Raw genomic sequence first — 15,035 nt, 5'->3', positions numbered from 1 at the left:
CCTAGAGTTCACCTTCCCGGCCCGCCCTCCTGGCCCGGGAAGGAGCGCCCGTCGTCGGGGCCGGAGCGGGGCCGCCCGCCGTCCGGGCCGGAGCGGGGCCGCCCGCCGTCGGGGCCGGGGAGCCAGCGCAGGGCGGAACGCAGGTCGGCCCGGCCGGTCACGCCGAGCTTGTGGTAGATCCGGTGCAGGTGGTTGTCCACGGTGCGGCTGGACAGGAAGAGCCGCTCGCCGATGGCGCGGCTGGCGACGCCCTCGGCGGCGAGCCGGGCGACCTCCCACTCCCGTTCGGTCAGGGCGGGCTCCCCGAGCCGCAGCGCGGGGGTGTCGACCTGGTCACACCGCCCGAGCAGCTCGCCGAGGCGTTCGTGCGCGGCGACCGCCGCGCCGGAGCGGCCCCCGCGCAGCCGGTGCACCGCCGTCGCGGCCGCCTCGGCGGCCCAGACCCGCAGGTCCAGCGCGGCGAGGCCGTCGGCGACCGCGAGCAGATCGTCGGCCGGGCCGGCGACGGCGGCCCGGGCGTACCGGGCCAGCAGCGGCGGCAGCGGGCCGTCGACCCGTTCGCAGAGCTCGGCCAGCCGCTGGGCGACCGTCCGCCGGCCGCCGTCGGTGCAGGTCGGCCCCACGGGCGTGGCGGCGGCGTCCAACCGCACCAGGTCGTGCAGGACGAGCAGCTCGTGGCCGGCGAGCCCGTCGTCGCGGAGCCGGTCGGCGAGGTCGGCGAGGTGCTTGGTCGCGCCGGCCACGTCGCCGCCCACGGCGAGCACCGCGCCCCGGGCCTGCTCCAGCCAGGGATAGAGCACCGCCATCCCGGGGGCGTGGGTGCGGTCCGCCTCGGCCATCGCCTCGGCGGCGTGCGCGGCGTCGCCCCGCAGCGCCGCCGCCTGCGCCCGCTCGGCGTGCGCCAGGCCCGCGTACACGCGGCTGGTGGCGAGCACCGCGCACGCCTCCAGGGCCGTCTTCAGCGCCGTGCCGCTGGCGCCGCGCAGCCGCGCCGCGTAGGCCCGCAGGATGGCCAGGTAGCCGGTGCCGAGCCGGAAGTCGCCCGCCCCGGCCAGGTCGGCGAACTCGTCGGCCACGATGGCGTCGATGCCGGCCAGGTCGCCGGCGAGCGCGAGCCGGGTGCCCCGGGCCAGCTCCAGCGCGAGCTGGAGGTAGGGCATGTCGCCGCGCCAGCGGGCCGCCTCGGCCTGCACCTGCCCGATGGCCGCGCCGCTGCGGGCGAACTGCCCCTGCGCGGCCTGAAGGTGGGCGAGGGTGCAGCGGGCCAGCTCGCGGGCGGCCACGCCGGCGGCCGGGCGGTCCAGCACCGCCTGGGCCAGCCGCACCGCCCGCGCCGTGTCCAGCCGGTGCAGCCGCATGATCGCCTCGAAGGCGTGCACCCGGGCCCGGCCGGCGGCGTCGGTCAGCTCCGCGCCGCGCGCCGCGAGCTCGTCGACGGTGGACTCCCGGCTGAGGCCCCAGTAGCTGACCATCCCGCGGACGGTCAGCCACCGGACGCACCTTCCGTGCCCCGTCGCCTCCGGCGCGACGGAGTCGAGCATCGCGAGCGCCTCCTCCGGCCGGTCGGCGAACATCAGGAGGGTGGCCAGCAGCTCCGCGGCGTCGAAGCCGCCGTCGGCGTCCAGCGCCGCCCGGGCCAGCCGGGTCGCCAGCGGTACGTCGTAACGGGCGAACGCCTGCGCGGCGGCGCCGAGCAGCAGCGCCGGGTCCTGCGCGGTGCCGGAGTCGAGCCGCCAGACCGCCACCCGCAGCAGGTCGTCGCGGCGGCGGGCGCCCACCGCCTCCAGCAGCTCGGCCAGGCGGGCCTGTAGGCGGCGGGTGCGGCTGACGGGGCAGCGACGGCGCATCACCTCCCCGTAGAGCGGGTGCGCCAGCCGCACGTCGGTCCGGCGGTCGTTGTGCTCCACCGCGATCAGCCCGCGCTCCTCGGCGGTCTCCACGTCGACCGGCTCCACCGCCTGGCCGAGCAGGTGCAGCCCGAGCGGCTCGCCGAAGGCGACCAGCTCCAGCACCGCCCGCACCTGCGGCGTGAGCCGGCCGATGCGGGTGTCGATGAGGTCGGTGAGGCTGGGGGCCAGCGCCGGCCGGCCGGTCCACCGCCAGACGCCGTACGTGCGGGTCAGCTCGTCGGCGGGCGCGGCCATGACGAGTTCGCGCAGCAGCAGCGGGTTGCCGCCGGAGAGCCGCCACAGCCGGTCGGCGGAGCCCGCGTCGACGGGGCCGCCGAGGATGGCGGCGAGCAACCCGGCGATGTCGGAGCGCCCCAGCGGGGTCAGCTCCACGTGGTCGACCAGGCCGTCCGTCCACAGTGCCCGGATGGGCAGCGGCAGTTGCTCGCCGTCGCGCAGGGTGCCGACCACGGTGGTGTTCTCGGCGCGGGCGGCCAGGTGCACCAGCGCCGCCGAGGGCGGGTCGAGCAGGTGCGCGTCGTCGACGGCCAGCACGATGCGACGCCCGGCGGCCTGGTGGTGCAACTGGTCCACCGCCCAGCGCAGCACACCGGCGGGGGAGAGCCCCTGCGGCGGCTCGGCGGGCAGCACCTGGACCATGCCGCCGAAGGGCAGGGCGGCGGTGGTGGCGCTGGCCGACACCGACCAGACGGCGTGCCCGTCGGTGGGGACGGCGGCGAGCGCCTCGCGCAGCAGCCGGCTCTTGCCGACCCCGGTGGAGCCGCTGAGGAAGAGCCCGCGTTCCTCCACCCCGGTCGCCGCGGCCAGCAGACGGTCGAGCTCGGCGCGGCGGCCGACGAAGTCCCACCGACTCATCCGGGCAGCATATCGACCGCCATCCGTCGGCGCGGGCGGCGTCACGCGGCGAAGTTGAGTAACCGGTCGATTACCGGTGAGTATCAGGCGGGCGTGGGCGAGCTGTCCCAAAGACGTAGTCTTCCCGCATCCGGCTGCCCCCGCCGGATGATCACGCGGCCGGGTCCGACGCGGCCGCCCGCACCGGGAGGCCGCTGATGAAGCCGGGCCCTCTCCCCGGGGTCGACGTGCCCGACGAGCCGGGCGGTCCCGCCGCCCCGCCGCGCTGCGCCCCGCTGCCCACCCGGCTCGGGGTGACCGAGCCGTCGGCGGGCGAGCCCATCGCCGTGGTCGCTGCCGGCCCGTCCGGCGCCGCGCGCCGGGAGGTGCTCGCCGCCCTGCTGGAGCTCGCCCCGGAGCGGCTCGCGGTGCCGCCCGGGAGCTGGCTGTTGGTCGACCACGCCCGGGTGTCGACGCGGGCCGCGTACGTGCCGGGCTACCGGCAGCCCCACGCGTACGCGCCGGACGGCTCGGCGGCGGGCCCGGCGCTGGCCCGGCCGCCGCGCCGGGTCGAGCTGACCGTCGCCGAGCCGCTGCTGCGGCGCTTCGCCGTGGTCGACACGCCCGACAGCGGGACCCTCGGCCTCGCCGGCGGGCGGCTGCTGCTCGACGCGGTCGGCCGGGCCGGGGCGCTGCTCTTCGTGATCGCCGCCGACCAGGCGTTCACCGCCGCCGAGCTGCGCCTGCTGGCCGAGGTCGCCGCCTCGCCGGTCGAGGTCTTCTTCGTCGTCACCCCGGGGCTGTCGGGCTGGGCCGCGCCGCCCGAGCTGGCTGATCCGCCCGAGCCGGCCGCGCCGCCGGACCCGCCCGAGCCGGTGGATCCGGCCGTGGTGGCGGTCGCCGCGCACCGCGCCGCGCTGCTCGCCGTCGTGCCCGGGCTGACCCGGGCGCGGTGGTACCCGGCCCGCCCGGACGACACCGAGGCGCTGCGCCGGGCCATCGTGGGGTGGGCCGCCGACGAGATGCTGCGCCGGGGGAGCGCGCAGCCGCCGGAGCCGCCCGGCGCGCACGACCGGGTGCCGGTGCTGCCCGGCGCGGAGGCGACCGACTGGGCCGGGCAGCTCGAGCGGCAGGCCCGCTCCTGCGCCCAGCGGATCCGGCAGGACGTCGCCCTGGAGTTGGCCGACACGCACCTGCGGGTGGTGCAGGAGATCGTCTTCGGGGTCGGCTGCGCGGGGCTGCCGCAGCTGCTCGACCGGGAGCTGGAGGCGCTCTGCCTGCTCGCCACGGCCCAGTGCGACCGGGCCGTGCGGGGCATCTGCGACGACGCCGCCGAGCGGGTCCTCGGCGGCCCGGTCCCCGACGGCGTACGGCGGCGGATCGTCGAGGCGGTGCGGTTCGGGCTCGACGACCATTCGGCGGGCCGGCGTCTCGACCGGGTGCTGCTGGTCACCAGCACCGCCGGGGTGGCGGAGCTGACCGGCCCCGGCGCGGCCGACGCGCTGCGCGGCTATCCGGGCGCGGAGCGCTTCGAGGTGCTCCCGCCGGTCGCCGTGGCGCTCTCCGGCGGGTGCTGGCAGCGCTGGCGCGGTCCCGGCAACGACGACCCGGGCGGTGCCCGGGCCTGGGCGCAGCGGGCGCTGCGCGAGGTCGAGCTGGAGCTGGCCCAGGAGGTGTCCCGGCGGTTCGAGGCGGTCCGCCTCTCGCTCGGCACGGTGCTGGCCGATGCGCTCGACCACGGCATCCTGCTCGCCTGACGGCGGGCCCGCCGCGCGGCGGCGACGCCCGGCCGGGCCGGCCCGATGCGCCGGCCCGGCGGCCGATCCGGGCCCGTCCGGCGTTCCGGTTCATCGCTTCGGCGGGACCGGTGGCACGATGGGGGGCATGGCGGCTCCGCAGGTTGCGCCGGTCGAGACCCCGGACACCGAAGAGGTGCCGGTCTCCGACCGGCCGTGGGTGACGATCGTGTGGGACGACCCGGTCAACCTGATGTCGTACGTGACCTGGGTCTTCCAGAAGCTGTTCGGCTACAGCCGGGAGAGGGCCGAGAAGCTCATGCTGGACGTGCACCACAAGGGGCGGGCGGTGGTCTCCAGCGGGGCCCGGGAGCGGATGGAGCACGACGCGGCGCAGCTGCACGCGTACGGGCTGTGGGCCACGGTGGAGCGGTCGTGAGCATGTTCCGTCGCCGGGGCGAGCGGTACGTCGCCACGCTGGCCGTGGACGAGGTCCGGGTGCTGCGCAAGGTGGCCTCCGAGGTGGTGGGGCTGCTCACCGAGGGCTTCGACCACACCGACCCGGTGGTCGGCCGGCTCTTCCCGGAGGTCTACCCGGACGACGCGGCGGGCACGGCGGAGTTCCGCAAGTACACCGAGGGTGACCTGAAGACCGGCAAGATCGACCAGGCCGGCGCGATCCTCGCCGCGCTGCCCGACTCCGCCGGGGGCGAGGTGCAGCTCGACGCCGAGGCGGCCGAGGCGTGGCTGCGGGCCCTCAACGACGCCCGCCTGGCGATGGGCGTCCGGCTGGAGATCAAGGACGGCACGGACCTGGGCGCGGAGCTGGACGAGGCGGTCGCCGCCGACCCGTCGTCGAGCCGGGTGTTCCAGCTTTCGGTCTACGCCTATCTCGGCTATCTCCAGGAATCCCTGCTCAACGCCATGATCGACTGACCGTGACCCGCGCCACCTCGCTGCGGGCGTCGGCGAGGGGCTAGGCTGGGCGGCGTGCTGAGCATCGACCGGTCGATCATCGACGCGATCGTCGCCCACGCGCGTCGGGACCACCCGGACGAGGCGTGCGGCGTGGTCGCCGGTCCCGCCGGCAGCGACACCCCGACCCGGCACATCCCCATGGAGAACGCCGCCCGCTCCATGACGTTCTACGAGTTCGACTCGATGGAGCACCTGCGGGTGTGGCGGGAGATGGACGACCGTGACGAGGAGCCCGTGGTGATCTACCACTCGCACACCGCCACGGAGGCATACCCCTCCCGCACCGACATCTCCTTCGCCGGCGAGCCGGGGGCGCACTACCTGCTCGTCTCCACCCGCGAGCCCGACACCGAGGAGATCCGCTCCTTCCGGATCGTCGACGGCGTGGTGACCGAGGAGCCGGTGGAGATCGTGGACGCCGCCGTGGACCCGCACGCCGTCCAGTCCTACATGTTCGGGCAGAGCCCGGCGACGGTCGACTACGAGTGTTCCGACCGCTGACCCAGCGGCCCCGCGACATTCCTTCTCTTCCCGTCACCGTGCAGACCGCACACCCGAACAAGGAGTACGACACCATGGCCATCGAGGTTCGCATCCCCACCATCCTGCGCACGTACACCGGCGGCGCGAAGGTCGTCGAGGGCGCCGGCGACACCCTGGGCGACCTGCTGACCGACCTGGACTCCCGGCACGGCGGCCTGCGGGCCCGCCTGGTCACCGACGCCGGCGCGCTGCACCGGTTCGTCAACGTCTACGTCAACGACGAGGACGTCCGCTTCCTCGGCGCGCTCGACGCCAAGCTCAACGACGGCGACAGCGTCACCATCCTGCCGGCCGTGGCCGGCGGCGCGTTCGGCTTCGCGGCGGCGGCGGCGATCGCCTCGCACGGCGCCGCCTCCGTGGCGGCGGTGGCTTCGCCTCCGGTGACCGCGCGCGCCGTCGTCCGCTGAGGCGGCCGGCGATGGCGCGCTACGACAGCCTGCTGGACGCCTGCGGCGGCACGCCCCTGGTGGGGCTGCCGAGGTTGTCGCCGGTGGTGCCCGAGGGGGCGCCGCCGGTGCGGCTGTGGGCGAAGCTGGAGGACCGGAACCCGACCGGCAGCATCAAGGACCGGGCGGCCCTGTTCATGGTCCGCCGGGCGGAGTCCGACGGCAGGCTGCGCCCCGGCGACACGATCCTGGAGCCGACCAGCGGCAACACCGGCATCTCCCTGGCCATGGTGGCCAAGCTGCGGGGATACCGGCTGGTCTGCGTCATGCCGGAGAACGTCTCGACCGAGCGGGTCCAGCTGCTCCGGATGTACGGCGCGGAGATCATCTTTTCGCCGGCCGCCGGCGGCTCGAACCAGGCCGTCGCCACCGCCAAGCAGATCTCCGCCGAGCACCCCGACTGGGTGATGCTCTACCAGTACGGCAACGAGGCGAACGCCCGGGCGCACTTCGAGACCACCGGCCCGGAGCTGCTGGAGGACCTGCCCACGATCACCCACTTCGTGGCCGGGCTCGGCACCACCGGCACGCTCATGGGCACCGGTCGCTACCTGCGGGAGAAGGTCGACGGCATCCAGATCGTCGCCGCCGAGCCGCGCTACGGCGAGCTGGTCTACGGGCTGCGCAACATCGACGAGGGGTACGTCCCGGAGCTCTACGACGCCACGGTGCTGACCCGGCGGTTCTCGGTCGGCACCCGGGACGCCGTGCTGCGCACCCGGCAGCTCGTCGAGGTGGAGGGGATCTTCGCGGGCTTCTCCACCGGGGCGATCCTGCACGCCGCCCTCGCGGTGGCGCACGAGGCGGTCCGCGACGGCCGCCGCGCCGACGTCGCGTTCGTGGTCTGCGACGGCGGCTGGAAATACCTGAGCACCGGCGCGTACGGCGGCACCCTCGCCGACGCCGAGGAGGCCCTGGACGGGCAGCTCTGGGCGTGACGACGCTGACGGGCCGTGACCGGGTGACCGGCGCGGCCCGTTCGTCGTCGCTGACCCGGAGACGGGCCGAGGGTGTCACGTTCGTGACAACTTCCAGCAGATGATTCTTGCCCCGGGGTGCGTCAGCGTAGGCTGCGCAGCGTGTCGTACGCGTCGGTAAAGATCATCGACGGAGCGGCGGCCGACGTGACGACTACGATACGTGACAGCGGGACGACTCCATGAGACTGACCGTCCTCGGCTGTGCCGGGAGCTTCCCCGGGCCCGACTCCCCGTGCTCGGCCTACCTGGTCGAGGCCGAGGGTTTCCGGCTGCTTGTCGACTTCGGCTCGGGCGCGCTCTCCACCCTCCAGCGCTACGCCGGGCTGACCGCCCCGGACGCCATCCTCCTCACCCACCTGCACTGCGACCACATGCTCGACGCCGCCTCGTACGTGGTGGTGCGGCGCTACGCCCCGGACGGCCCGTACCCGGCCCTGCCCGTGTACGCCCCCTCCGGCGCGCCGGACCGGCTCGCCCTGGCCTACGGCCAGGAGGACAGCACCGTCGAGGACGTCTACCAGTTCTACGGCCTCCAGCCCGGCACCTTCCCGATCGGCCCGTTCACCGTCACCGTCGACCGGATGAACCACCCGATCGAGACGTACGGCGTGCGGCTGGAGCACGACGGCCGGGTGCTCTGCTACTCCTCCGACACCGCGCCCTGCGAGGCGCTGCTGCGGCTGGCCCAGGACGCCGACGTCTTCCTCTGCGAGGCCAGCTACCTCGACGGGGTGGAGAACCCACCGGACCTGCACCTGACCGGCCGGGAGGCCGGCGAGGCGGCCACCAAGGCCGGCGTGGGCCGGCTGCTGCTGACCCATCTGGTCGCCGCGTGGGGCAGCGAGGCGCTCACCGTCGAGGCGGCCGGCACGGCGTACGACGGGCCGCTGGAAGTGGTCCGCGCGGGCGCCTGCTACGACGTCTGACCCGGTAAGGAAGGGCCCCTTGTTATCGCATTCTGTTGTACAGGGGGCCCTTCCTAACCCGTGCGCGCGGCGACGGCGGGACCCGCGGCGGCCCCGTCCGCCGCACCGAATAGGGTGCAGGGATGGCGCGACCTGACGGGCGGCGGCCCGACCAACTCCGACCGGTGACCCTGAGCCGGGGCTGGAGCACCCACCCCGAGGGCTCCGTGCTCGTCGAGTTCGGCGGGACGCGGGTGCTGTGCACCGCCAGCGTCACCGAGGGGGTGCCCCGCTGGCGCAAGGGTTCCGGGCTCGGCTGGGTGACCGCCGAGTACGCGATGCTGCCCCGCGCCACGAACACCCGCTCCGACCGGGAGAGCGTCCGGGGCAAGGTCGGCGGGCGCACCCACGAGATCTCCCGGCTGATCGGCCGCAGCCTGCGGGCCGCCATCGACCTCAAGGCCCTCGGCGAGAACTCCGTCGTCCTCGACTGCGACGTGCTCCAGGCCGACGGCGGCACCCGCACCGCGGCCATCACCGGCGCGTACGTGGCGCTGCACGACGCGGTGACCTGGCTGGCCGCCCGCAAGGCGCTGGCCGGCAGGCCGGAGAAGGTGATGCACCGCTCCGTGGCGGCGGTGAGTGTCGGCGTGATCGCCGGCGAGGCCCGGCTGGACCTCTGCTACGAAGAGGACGTGGCCGCCGAGGTCGACATGAACGTGGTCTGCACCGGCGACGGCGAGTTCGTCGAGGTGCAGGGCACGGGCGAGTCGGGCGTCTTCGCCCGCGACCAGCTCGACGCCCTGCTCGACCTGGCCGTCGCCGGCTGCGCGGAGTTGGCCGAGGCCCAGCGGAAGGCACTGTTCCCGTGAGCGCGAGGAGTGAGCTTGCGAGCCCCGCAGTCGCGAACAAAGGCGGTACAGCGTGAAGAAGCTCCTGCTCGCCACCCGTAACCGCAAGAAGCTCGTCGAGCTCCAGCGGATCCTCGACGGCGCGCTCGGCGCGCACCGGGTCGCCCTGCTCGGCCTCGACGACGTCGAGGAATACCCGGAGCTGCCCGAGACCGGCCTGACCTTCGGCGAGAACGCGCTGATCAAGGCGCGGGAGGGCTGCCGGCGCACGGGCCTGCCGACCATCGCCGACGACTCCGGCCTCGCCGTGGACGCGCTGAACGGCATGCCGGGGGTGTTCAGCGCCCGCTGGTCCGGCAAGCACGGCGACGACCGGGCCAACCTGGAGCTGGTGCTGGACCAGATCGCCGACCTGCCCGACGAGCACCGGGGCGCGTCCTTCGTCTGCACGGTGGCCCTGGTGCTGCCCGGCGGCAAGGAGCACCTGGTCGACGGCCGCCAGGCCGGCCGGCTGCTGCGCGCGCCGCGCGGCGAGGGTGGCTTCGGGTACGACCCGATCTTCCTCGGCGACGGCCAGGACCGCACCAACGCGGAGCTGACCCCGCAGGAGAAGGACGCGATCAGCCACCGGGGCAAGGCGCTGCGCGAGCTGGCGAAGCTGGTCGCGAAGGTGCTGCCGCCGGCGGCCTGACGGCGGGGCGGGCGGCGGCCGGCCGGGTGGCGACGTGCCTGGTGTGCTGACGGGGTTCGCCGTCATCGGCGCCGTCATCGGCGTCGGCTACCTGGTGGGCCGCCTCGGCGTGCTCGGGCCGGGGGCGTCCACCGTGCTGTCCCGGGTGGCGTTCTTCGTCGCGACGCCGGCGCTGCTGTTCGACACGGTCGCCCACGCCGACCTGCGCGAGGTCTTCTCGGCGGCCCTGGTCGTCACGGTCGCGGGCACCGCCGTCGTGGCGACGGTGTTCGTGCTGGTCGCGCGCCTGCTGTGGCGGCGTCCGGCGGCGGAGGCCACGATCGGGGCGCTCGCGTCGTCGTACGTGAACGGGGCGAACATCGGCATCCCCGTCGCCGTCTACGTCCTCGGCGACGCGTCGTTCATCGCGCCGGTCATCATGTTCCAGCTCGTCGTGATGGCGCCGGTCGCCTTCGCCGTGCTGGACACGACGGAGGGCGGGCGGCGGTCGCTGGCCCGGTCGGTGGCCGCCCCGCTGGCCAACCCGGTCACGGTGGCGTGCGCCCTGGGCCTGGCCGTCAACCTGACCGGCTGGCTCCCGCCGCAGCCGGTGCTGCGGCCGGTGGAGCTGGTGGCGGCGATGGCCGTGCCCACCGCCCTGCTGGCGTACGGGCTGTCGCTGCACGGCGCGCCCCGGCCCGGCTCCGGGGACACCCGACGGGACGTGTGGCTGGCCGTCGCGCTGAAGACCGTGGCCCAGCCCGTCGTCGCGTACCTCGTGGCGCGGCACGCGCTGGGGCTGCCGCAGCCGACGGTCCTGGCCTGCACGGTCACGGCCGCGCTGCCGACCGCGCAGAACGTCTTCGTCTACGCGGTCCGCTACGACCGGGCCGTCGTGCTGGCCCGGGACGCGGTGCTGCTGTCCACCGTGGCGGCGGTGCCGGTGCTGATCGGCGTGGCGGTCCTCGGGAGCTGAGGCGGCGCGGCGCGAGGCGGCGCGGGGCGGGGCGACCGGGCGGGACGCCGGGCCGGGCGGCCGGGCGGGACGCGGACGCTCAGCTCAGCGGACGCTCAGCTCAGCGGACGCTCAGCCCAGCGGGCCGGTCTCCCGCTCGATCGCCGCCCGCAGCTGCGGCCCGGCCACCACGGCGCGGGCGGCCTCCATCAGCGGGGCGAGGAAGACGTCCGGCCCCGGCTGGCCGGCGGCCCCGCCGAGCGCCGCGAGGGCGGCCCGCCCGGCCGGGGACGGCGTGAGCGGGGCGCGGAGCTGGAGGCCCCGCACGGCGGCCAGCAGCTCCACGGCGAGCAGGCTGGTCAGGTTGTCCAGCACGGTGCGCAGCTTCCTGGTGGCCGCCCAGCCCATCGACACGTGGTCCTCCTGCATGCCGCTGGTCGGCAGCGAGTCCACCGAGGCGGGCGCGGCGAGCCGGCGGTTCTCCGCGACGATCCCGGCGGCCGTGTACTGGGCGATCATCAGCCCCGAGTTGACCCCGGCGTCGGGGGAGAGGAACGCCGGCAGGTCCCGGTTGCGGGTGACGTCGAGCAGCCGGTCCACCCGCCGCTCGGCGATGGCCCCCACCTCGGCGGCGGCGATGGCCAGGAAGTCGGCGGCGAAGCCGAGCGGCGCGCCGTGGAAGTTGCCTGTCGACTCGACCCGGCCGTCGGGCAGCACCACCGGGTTGTCCACCACGGACACCAGCTCCCGGTCGGCCACCGCGCGGACGAAGTCCAGGGTGTCGCGGGCCGCCCCGGCTACCTGCGGCGCGCAGCGCATCGAGTACGCGTCCTGCACGGCGTGCGCCAGGTCGTCGCGGTGCGAGTCCATCACGGCGGAGCCCTGGAGCAGCCGGTGGATGTTCGCGGCCGACACGGACTGGCCGGGGTGCGGCCGGATCGCGTGCAGCTCCGGCAGGAACGGCCGCTCCGAGCCGAGCATCGCCTCGATGGCCAGCGCGGCGGTCACGTCGGCCATGGTGAACAGGTGGGCCGCGTCGCGGATCGCCAGCAGCAGCATGCCGAGCATGCCGTCGGTGCCGTTGATCAGGGCCAGCCCCTCCTTCGCGGCCAGCTCGACCGGGGCCAGCCCGGCCGCGTCGAGGGCGTCGGCGGCGGGCAGCCGTTCGCCGGCCGGGCCGAGCACCCAGCCCTCGCCGAGCAGCACCAGCGCGCAGTGCGCGAGCGGGGCCAGGTCGCCGGACGCGCCGAGCGAGCCGTGCTCCGGCACCCACGGGGTGACGTCGGCGTTGAGCAGGTCCACCAGGGCCTGCGCGACCAGCGGGCGCACCCCGGAGCGGCCCAGCGCCAGCGAGCGCACCCGCAGCAGCATCATCGCCCGGACCACCTCGCCCGGCATCGGCGCGCCCACCCCGGCGGCGTGCGAGCGGATCAGCGCGTGCTGCAACTCGGCCCGCCGATCGGGCGCGACGAACGTGTTGGCCAGCGCCCCGAACCCGGTGGAGACGCCGTAGACGGGGCGGCCGGCGGCCTCGATGCCGTCCACGATGGAGCGGCTGGTGGCCATCGCCGCCACGGTGGAGGGGTCGAGGACGACCTGCGCGCCGCCGCGTGCCACGGCGAGCACGTCGGCGGGGGAGATCCCGGTGGGCTGGACGGTCACGATCGACATTGCGGCACTCCGTTGTGCAGGACCTGGCGGATCAGGGGGACACCGGGCCGGTAGGCCAGGTGCAGGTGGGAGGGGGCGTCGAGGACGATGAGGTCGGCCCGCGCGCCGGACCGCAGCACCCCGACGTCGTCGCGGCGCAGCGCCCGCGCGCCCCCGGCGGTCGCGGCCCACACGGCCTCCGCCGGGGTCATCCGCATCTCGCGTACGGCGAGCGCGACGCAGAACGGCATAGACGAGGTGTACGACGACCCGGGGTTGCAGTCTGTGGCCAGCGCCACGGTCACGCCCGCGTCGAGCAGCCGCCGCGCGTCCGGGTACGGCGACCGCGTGGAGAACTCCGCCCCCGGCAGCAGCGTGGCCACGGTCGGCGAGCCGGCGAGCGCGTCGACGTCGGCGTCGGACAGGTGGGTGCAGTGGTCGACGCTGGCCGCGCCCAGCTCCACCCCGAGCCGCACCCCGGGCCCCGGGCCGAGCTGGTTGGCGTGCAGCCGCACCCCGAGCCCGGCGGCCTGCCCGACGGTGAGGATCGCCCGCGCGTGGTCGGCGTCGAACGCGCCCTGCTCGCAGAACACGTCGACCCAGCGGGCGTACGGCGCGGCGGCGGCGAGCATCGGCCCGCAGACCAGGCCCACGTAGTCGTCGGGGCGGCCGGCGTACTCGGCGGGGACGACGTGCGCGCCGAGGAACGTCGTCTCGCCGGTCACCTCGGCGGCGATCCGCAGGGACCGGGCCTCGTCGGCGACGGTGAGGCCGTACCCGCTCTTGGTCTCGATCGTGGTGGTGCCCTGCCGCATCGCCTCGCCGACCAGCCGGCGCACGGTGTCGCGCAGTTGGCCGTCGGTGGCGGCGCGGGTCGCGCCGACCGTGGTGCGGATGCCCCCGCCGGTGTACGGCTCGCCGGCCATCCGGGCGGCGAACTCGGCGGCCCGGTCCCCGGCGAAGACCAGGTGGGCGTGGCTGTCCACGAAGCCCGGCAGGACCGCGCCGCCCTGCGCGTCGATGCGGCGGTCGGCGGCGGGCGCGTAGCGCGCCGGCCCGACCCAGGCGACCCGCCCGTCCTCGATCAGCACGGCGGCGTCGCGGCGCAGGCCCAGCGGGCTGCCGTCGCCGGTGCCGGCCACGTTGGTGACCAGCTCGCCGATGTCGTCGACCAGCAGGCTGCCGATCACCGGGTCACCGCCCCGATCGCGGCGCGCAGCGCGGCGGGCACGTCCACGGTCAGGTGCCGCCCGTCGGCGACGACCTGCCGGCCGTCGACGACCACCGAGGCGACGTCGGCGGCGGTCGCCGCGAAGAACGCGCCCTCCGGCGGCACCCCGGCGGTGCGGGCGCTGTCCAGCCGCAGGGTCACCAGGTCGGCGCGGGCCCCGACGGCGAGCCGGCCGGCGTCGGCCCAGCCCAGCGCGGCGTGCCCGGCGGCGGTCGCGGCGGCCAGCAGCTCCGCCGGGGCGAAGTGCCCCCGGCGGCGGGTGCGCAGCCGCTCGTCCAGCTCCACCGCCCGCGCCTCCTCGAACGGGTCGACGACGGCGTGGCTGTCGCTGCCCAGGCTCAACGGAACGCCCGCGTCGGCGAGCCGCCGCGCCGGCCCGATCCCGTCGGCCAGGTCCCGCTCGGTGGTGGGGCAGAGGCAGACGCCGACGCCGGCCTCGCCGAGCAGCGTCACGTCGGCGCTGGTCAGGTGGGTCGCGTGCACGGCGGTCGTGGCCGGGGTGAGCGCCCCCCGGTCGGCCAGCAGCCGGGCCGGCGTGCAGCCGTACGCGGCCCGGCAGGCGTCGTTCTCGGCCGGCTGCTCGGAGAGGTGCACGTGCAGCGGCGCCCCCTCGTTGCGGGCGGCGAAGGGGGCGATCTGGTCGGCCGGCACCGCCCGCACCGAGTGCAGCGCGGCCCCGATCAAGGCGTGCGGCCGGCCTTGTTGCGCGGCGGTCAGCCGGTCGTGCCGGTCGGACCACCCGTCGACGTCGCCGTCGCCGAAGCGCCGCTGCGGCCCGGCGAGCGGCGCGCCGTCGACGGTGGCGGTCAGGTAGAGCGTGTCGAGCAGGGTGATCCGGATGCCGGCCTGGGCGGCGGCCTCGACCAGGGCCGCGCCCATCGCGTTCGGGTCGGCGTAGCGGGTGCCGTCGGGGCCGTGGTGCAGGTAGTGGAACTCGCCGACGCAGGTGATCCCGGCGAGGGCCATCTCGGCGTACGCGGCGCGGGCCAGGGCCAGGTAGCTGTCCGGGTCGAGGCGGGCGGCCACCTCGTACATCCGGTCGCGCCAGCTCCAGAAGTCGCCCCGCCCGCCGTCCGCGCCCTGGGTGCGCCCGCGCAGGGCGCGGTGGAACGCGTGCGAGTGGGCGTTGGCCAGGCCGGGCAGGGTCAGCCCGGGCAGCCGTACGGCGTCGGCCAGCACCTCGACCCCGGCGGTGGGCGCGCCGCCGGCCGACAGCGGGGTGACGGCGGTGATCCGGCCGCCGTCGGCCTCGATCAGCACGTCGGCGGTGGGCCCGGGCCGGTCGGGCAGCCACGCGTGCTCGGCGAGCCAGCGGGTGACGGTCATCGGCGCGGCTCCCCGGTCAT

Annotated in this window: 14 protein-coding genes; 10 read left to right on the top strand and 4 right to left on the bottom strand. The window is 76.0% G+C overall.

The annotated features are described in order from the left end of the window. Positions 1 to 8: 8 nt before the first annotated feature. Positions 9 to 2,765: a LuxR C-terminal-related transcriptional regulator gene (locus tag ACFYWL_RS13260; RefSeq protein ID WP_386971536.1), complete on the bottom strand. Its 2,757-nt coding sequence runs from the start codon at positions 2,763 to 2,765 to the stop codon at positions 9 to 11. 197 nt (positions 2,766 to 2,962) lie between these two features. Here ACFYWL_RS13260 and ACFYWL_RS13255 point away from each other — a divergent pair, with 197 nt between their 5' ends. From ACFYWL_RS13255 to ACFYWL_RS13210, 10 genes are all read left to right on the top strand, one after another. Continuing rightward, positions 2,963 to 4,501: a hypothetical protein gene (locus tag ACFYWL_RS13255; protein ID WP_386971533.1), complete on the top strand. Its 1,539-nt coding sequence runs from the start codon at positions 2,963 to 2,965 to the stop codon at positions 4,499 to 4,501. 127 nt (positions 4,502 to 4,628) lie between these two features. Further along, positions 4,629 to 4,919: an ATP-dependent Clp protease adapter ClpS gene (gene clpS / locus ACFYWL_RS13250; RefSeq protein WP_043962170.1), complete on the top strand. Its 291-nt coding sequence runs from the start codon at positions 4,629 to 4,631 to the stop codon at positions 4,917 to 4,919. A gap of 2 nt (positions 4,920 to 4,921) precedes the next feature. Then, complete coding sequence (locus ACFYWL_RS13245) at positions 4,922 to 5,416, top strand: DUF2017 domain-containing protein (protein ID WP_386972007.1); 495 nt, start codon at positions 4,922 to 4,924, stop codon at positions 5,414 to 5,416. Positions 5,417 to 5,470: 54 nt separating this feature from the next. After that, positions 5,471 to 5,959: a Mov34/MPN/PAD-1 family protein gene (locus ACFYWL_RS13240; protein WP_043962172.1), complete on the top strand. Its 489-nt coding sequence runs from the start codon at positions 5,471 to 5,473 to the stop codon at positions 5,957 to 5,959. A gap of 74 nt (positions 5,960 to 6,033) precedes the next feature. Beyond that, on the top strand, positions 6,034 to 6,408 hold the full coding sequence (locus ACFYWL_RS13235) for a MoaD family protein (protein ID WP_386972005.1): 375 nt from the start codon (positions 6,034 to 6,036) through the stop codon (positions 6,406 to 6,408). An 11-nt stretch (positions 6,409 to 6,419) separates the two neighbouring features. Further along, positions 6,420 to 7,385, top strand: a complete 966-nt coding sequence (locus ACFYWL_RS13230; protein ID WP_074473646.1) for a PLP-dependent cysteine synthase family protein — start codon at positions 6,420 to 6,422, stop codon at positions 7,383 to 7,385. Positions 7,386 to 7,606: 221 nt separating this feature from the next. Next, positions 7,607 to 8,353, top strand: coding sequence for an MBL fold metallo-hydrolase (locus ACFYWL_RS13225; RefSeq protein ID WP_386971528.1), 747 nt, complete (start codon positions 7,607 to 7,609; stop codon positions 8,351 to 8,353). A 122-nt stretch (positions 8,354 to 8,475) separates the two neighbouring features. After that, positions 8,476 to 9,204 (top strand): ribonuclease PH, encoded by a 729-nt coding sequence (gene rph, locus ACFYWL_RS13220; protein WP_386971525.1) that lies wholly within the window; start codon positions 8,476 to 8,478, stop codon positions 9,202 to 9,204. A 52-nt stretch (positions 9,205 to 9,256) separates the two neighbouring features. Continuing rightward, a complete protein-coding gene (gene rdgB, locus ACFYWL_RS13215) occupies positions 9,257 to 9,874 on the top strand; it encodes an RdgB/HAM1 family non-canonical purine NTP pyrophosphatase (protein WP_386971522.1) in 618 nt (205 codons plus the stop codon). 34 nt (positions 9,875 to 9,908) lie between these two features. Beyond that, a complete protein-coding gene (locus ACFYWL_RS13210; protein WP_386971520.1) occupies positions 9,909 to 10,829 on the top strand; it encodes an AEC family transporter in 921 nt (306 codons plus the stop codon). Positions 10,830 to 10,940: 111 nt separating this feature from the next. Here ACFYWL_RS13210 and hutH read toward each other — a convergent pair whose 3' ends face one another. Genes hutH through ACFYWL_RS13195 form a run of 3 tightly spaced genes read right to left on the bottom strand, consistent with a single transcriptional unit; the run spans position 10,941 to position 15,015 of the window. Continuing rightward, complete coding sequence (hutH, locus tag ACFYWL_RS13205; RefSeq protein ID WP_386971517.1) at positions 10,941 to 12,479, bottom strand: histidine ammonia-lyase; 1,539 nt, start codon at positions 12,477 to 12,479, stop codon at positions 10,941 to 10,943. Then, the gene (gene hutI / locus ACFYWL_RS13200; protein WP_386972003.1) at positions 12,467 to 13,645 is read right to left on the bottom strand and encodes an imidazolonepropionase; all 1,179 of its coding nucleotides are present in this window, start codon (positions 13,643 to 13,645) and stop codon (positions 12,467 to 12,469) included. Before hutI ends, hutH begins: the two co-directional genes overlap by 13 nt. Continuing rightward, positions 13,645 to 15,015 carry a formimidoylglutamate deiminase gene (locus ACFYWL_RS13195; RefSeq protein WP_386971514.1) on the bottom strand — a complete coding sequence of 457 codons (1,371 nt, stop codon included), beginning with the start codon at positions 15,013 to 15,015 and terminating at the stop codon, positions 13,645 to 13,647. The genes hutI and ACFYWL_RS13195 overlap by 1 nt, the downstream gene beginning before the upstream one ends. Between the last annotated feature and the right edge of the window lie 20 nt (positions 15,016 to 15,035).

Source organism: Micromonospora sp. NPDC002575, from assembly GCF_042889525.1.
Classification (GTDB): domain Bacteria; phylum Actinomycetota; class Actinomycetes; order Mycobacteriales; family Micromonosporaceae; genus Micromonospora; species Micromonospora carbonacea.
Note: the sequence above shows the minus strand (reverse complement) of the source record. Positions and strands in the feature narration are given on the sequence as shown.

Bases quoted from the DNA above. Each gene is read 5' to 3' on its own strand.
- ACFYWL_RS13230 (WP_074473646.1), top strand. From the start codon at position 6,420: ATGGCGCGCTACGACAGCCTGCTGGACGCCTGCGGCGGCACGCCCCTG.
- hutH (WP_386971517.1), bottom strand. From the start codon at position 12,479: ATGTCGATCGTGACCGTCCAGCCCACCGGGATCTCCCCCGCCGACGTG.
- ACFYWL_RS13235 (WP_386972005.1), top strand. From the start codon at position 6,034: ATGGCCATCGAGGTTCGCATCCCCACCATCCTGCGCACGTACACCGGC.
- ACFYWL_RS13195 (WP_386971514.1), bottom strand. From the start codon at position 15,015: ATGACCGTCACCCGCTGGCTCGCCGAGCACGCGTGGCTGCCCGACCGG.
- clpS (WP_043962170.1), top strand. From the start codon at position 4,629: ATGGCGGCTCCGCAGGTTGCGCCGGTCGAGACCCCGGACACCGAAGAG.
- ACFYWL_RS13260 (WP_386971536.1), bottom strand. From the start codon at position 2,765: ATGAGTCGGTGGGACTTCGTCGGCCGCCGCGCCGAGCTCGACCGTCTG.
- ACFYWL_RS13245 (WP_386972007.1), top strand. From the start codon at position 4,922: ATGTTCCGTCGCCGGGGCGAGCGGTACGTCGCCACGCTGGCCGTGGAC.
- ACFYWL_RS13225 (WP_386971528.1), top strand. From the start codon at position 7,607: ATGAGACTGACCGTCCTCGGCTGTGCCGGGAGCTTCCCCGGGCCCGAC.
- rph (WP_386971525.1), top strand. From the start codon at position 8,476: ATGGCGCGACCTGACGGGCGGCGGCCCGACCAACTCCGACCGGTGACC.
- ACFYWL_RS13255 (WP_386971533.1), top strand. From the start codon at position 2,963: ATGAAGCCGGGCCCTCTCCCCGGGGTCGACGTGCCCGACGAGCCGGGC.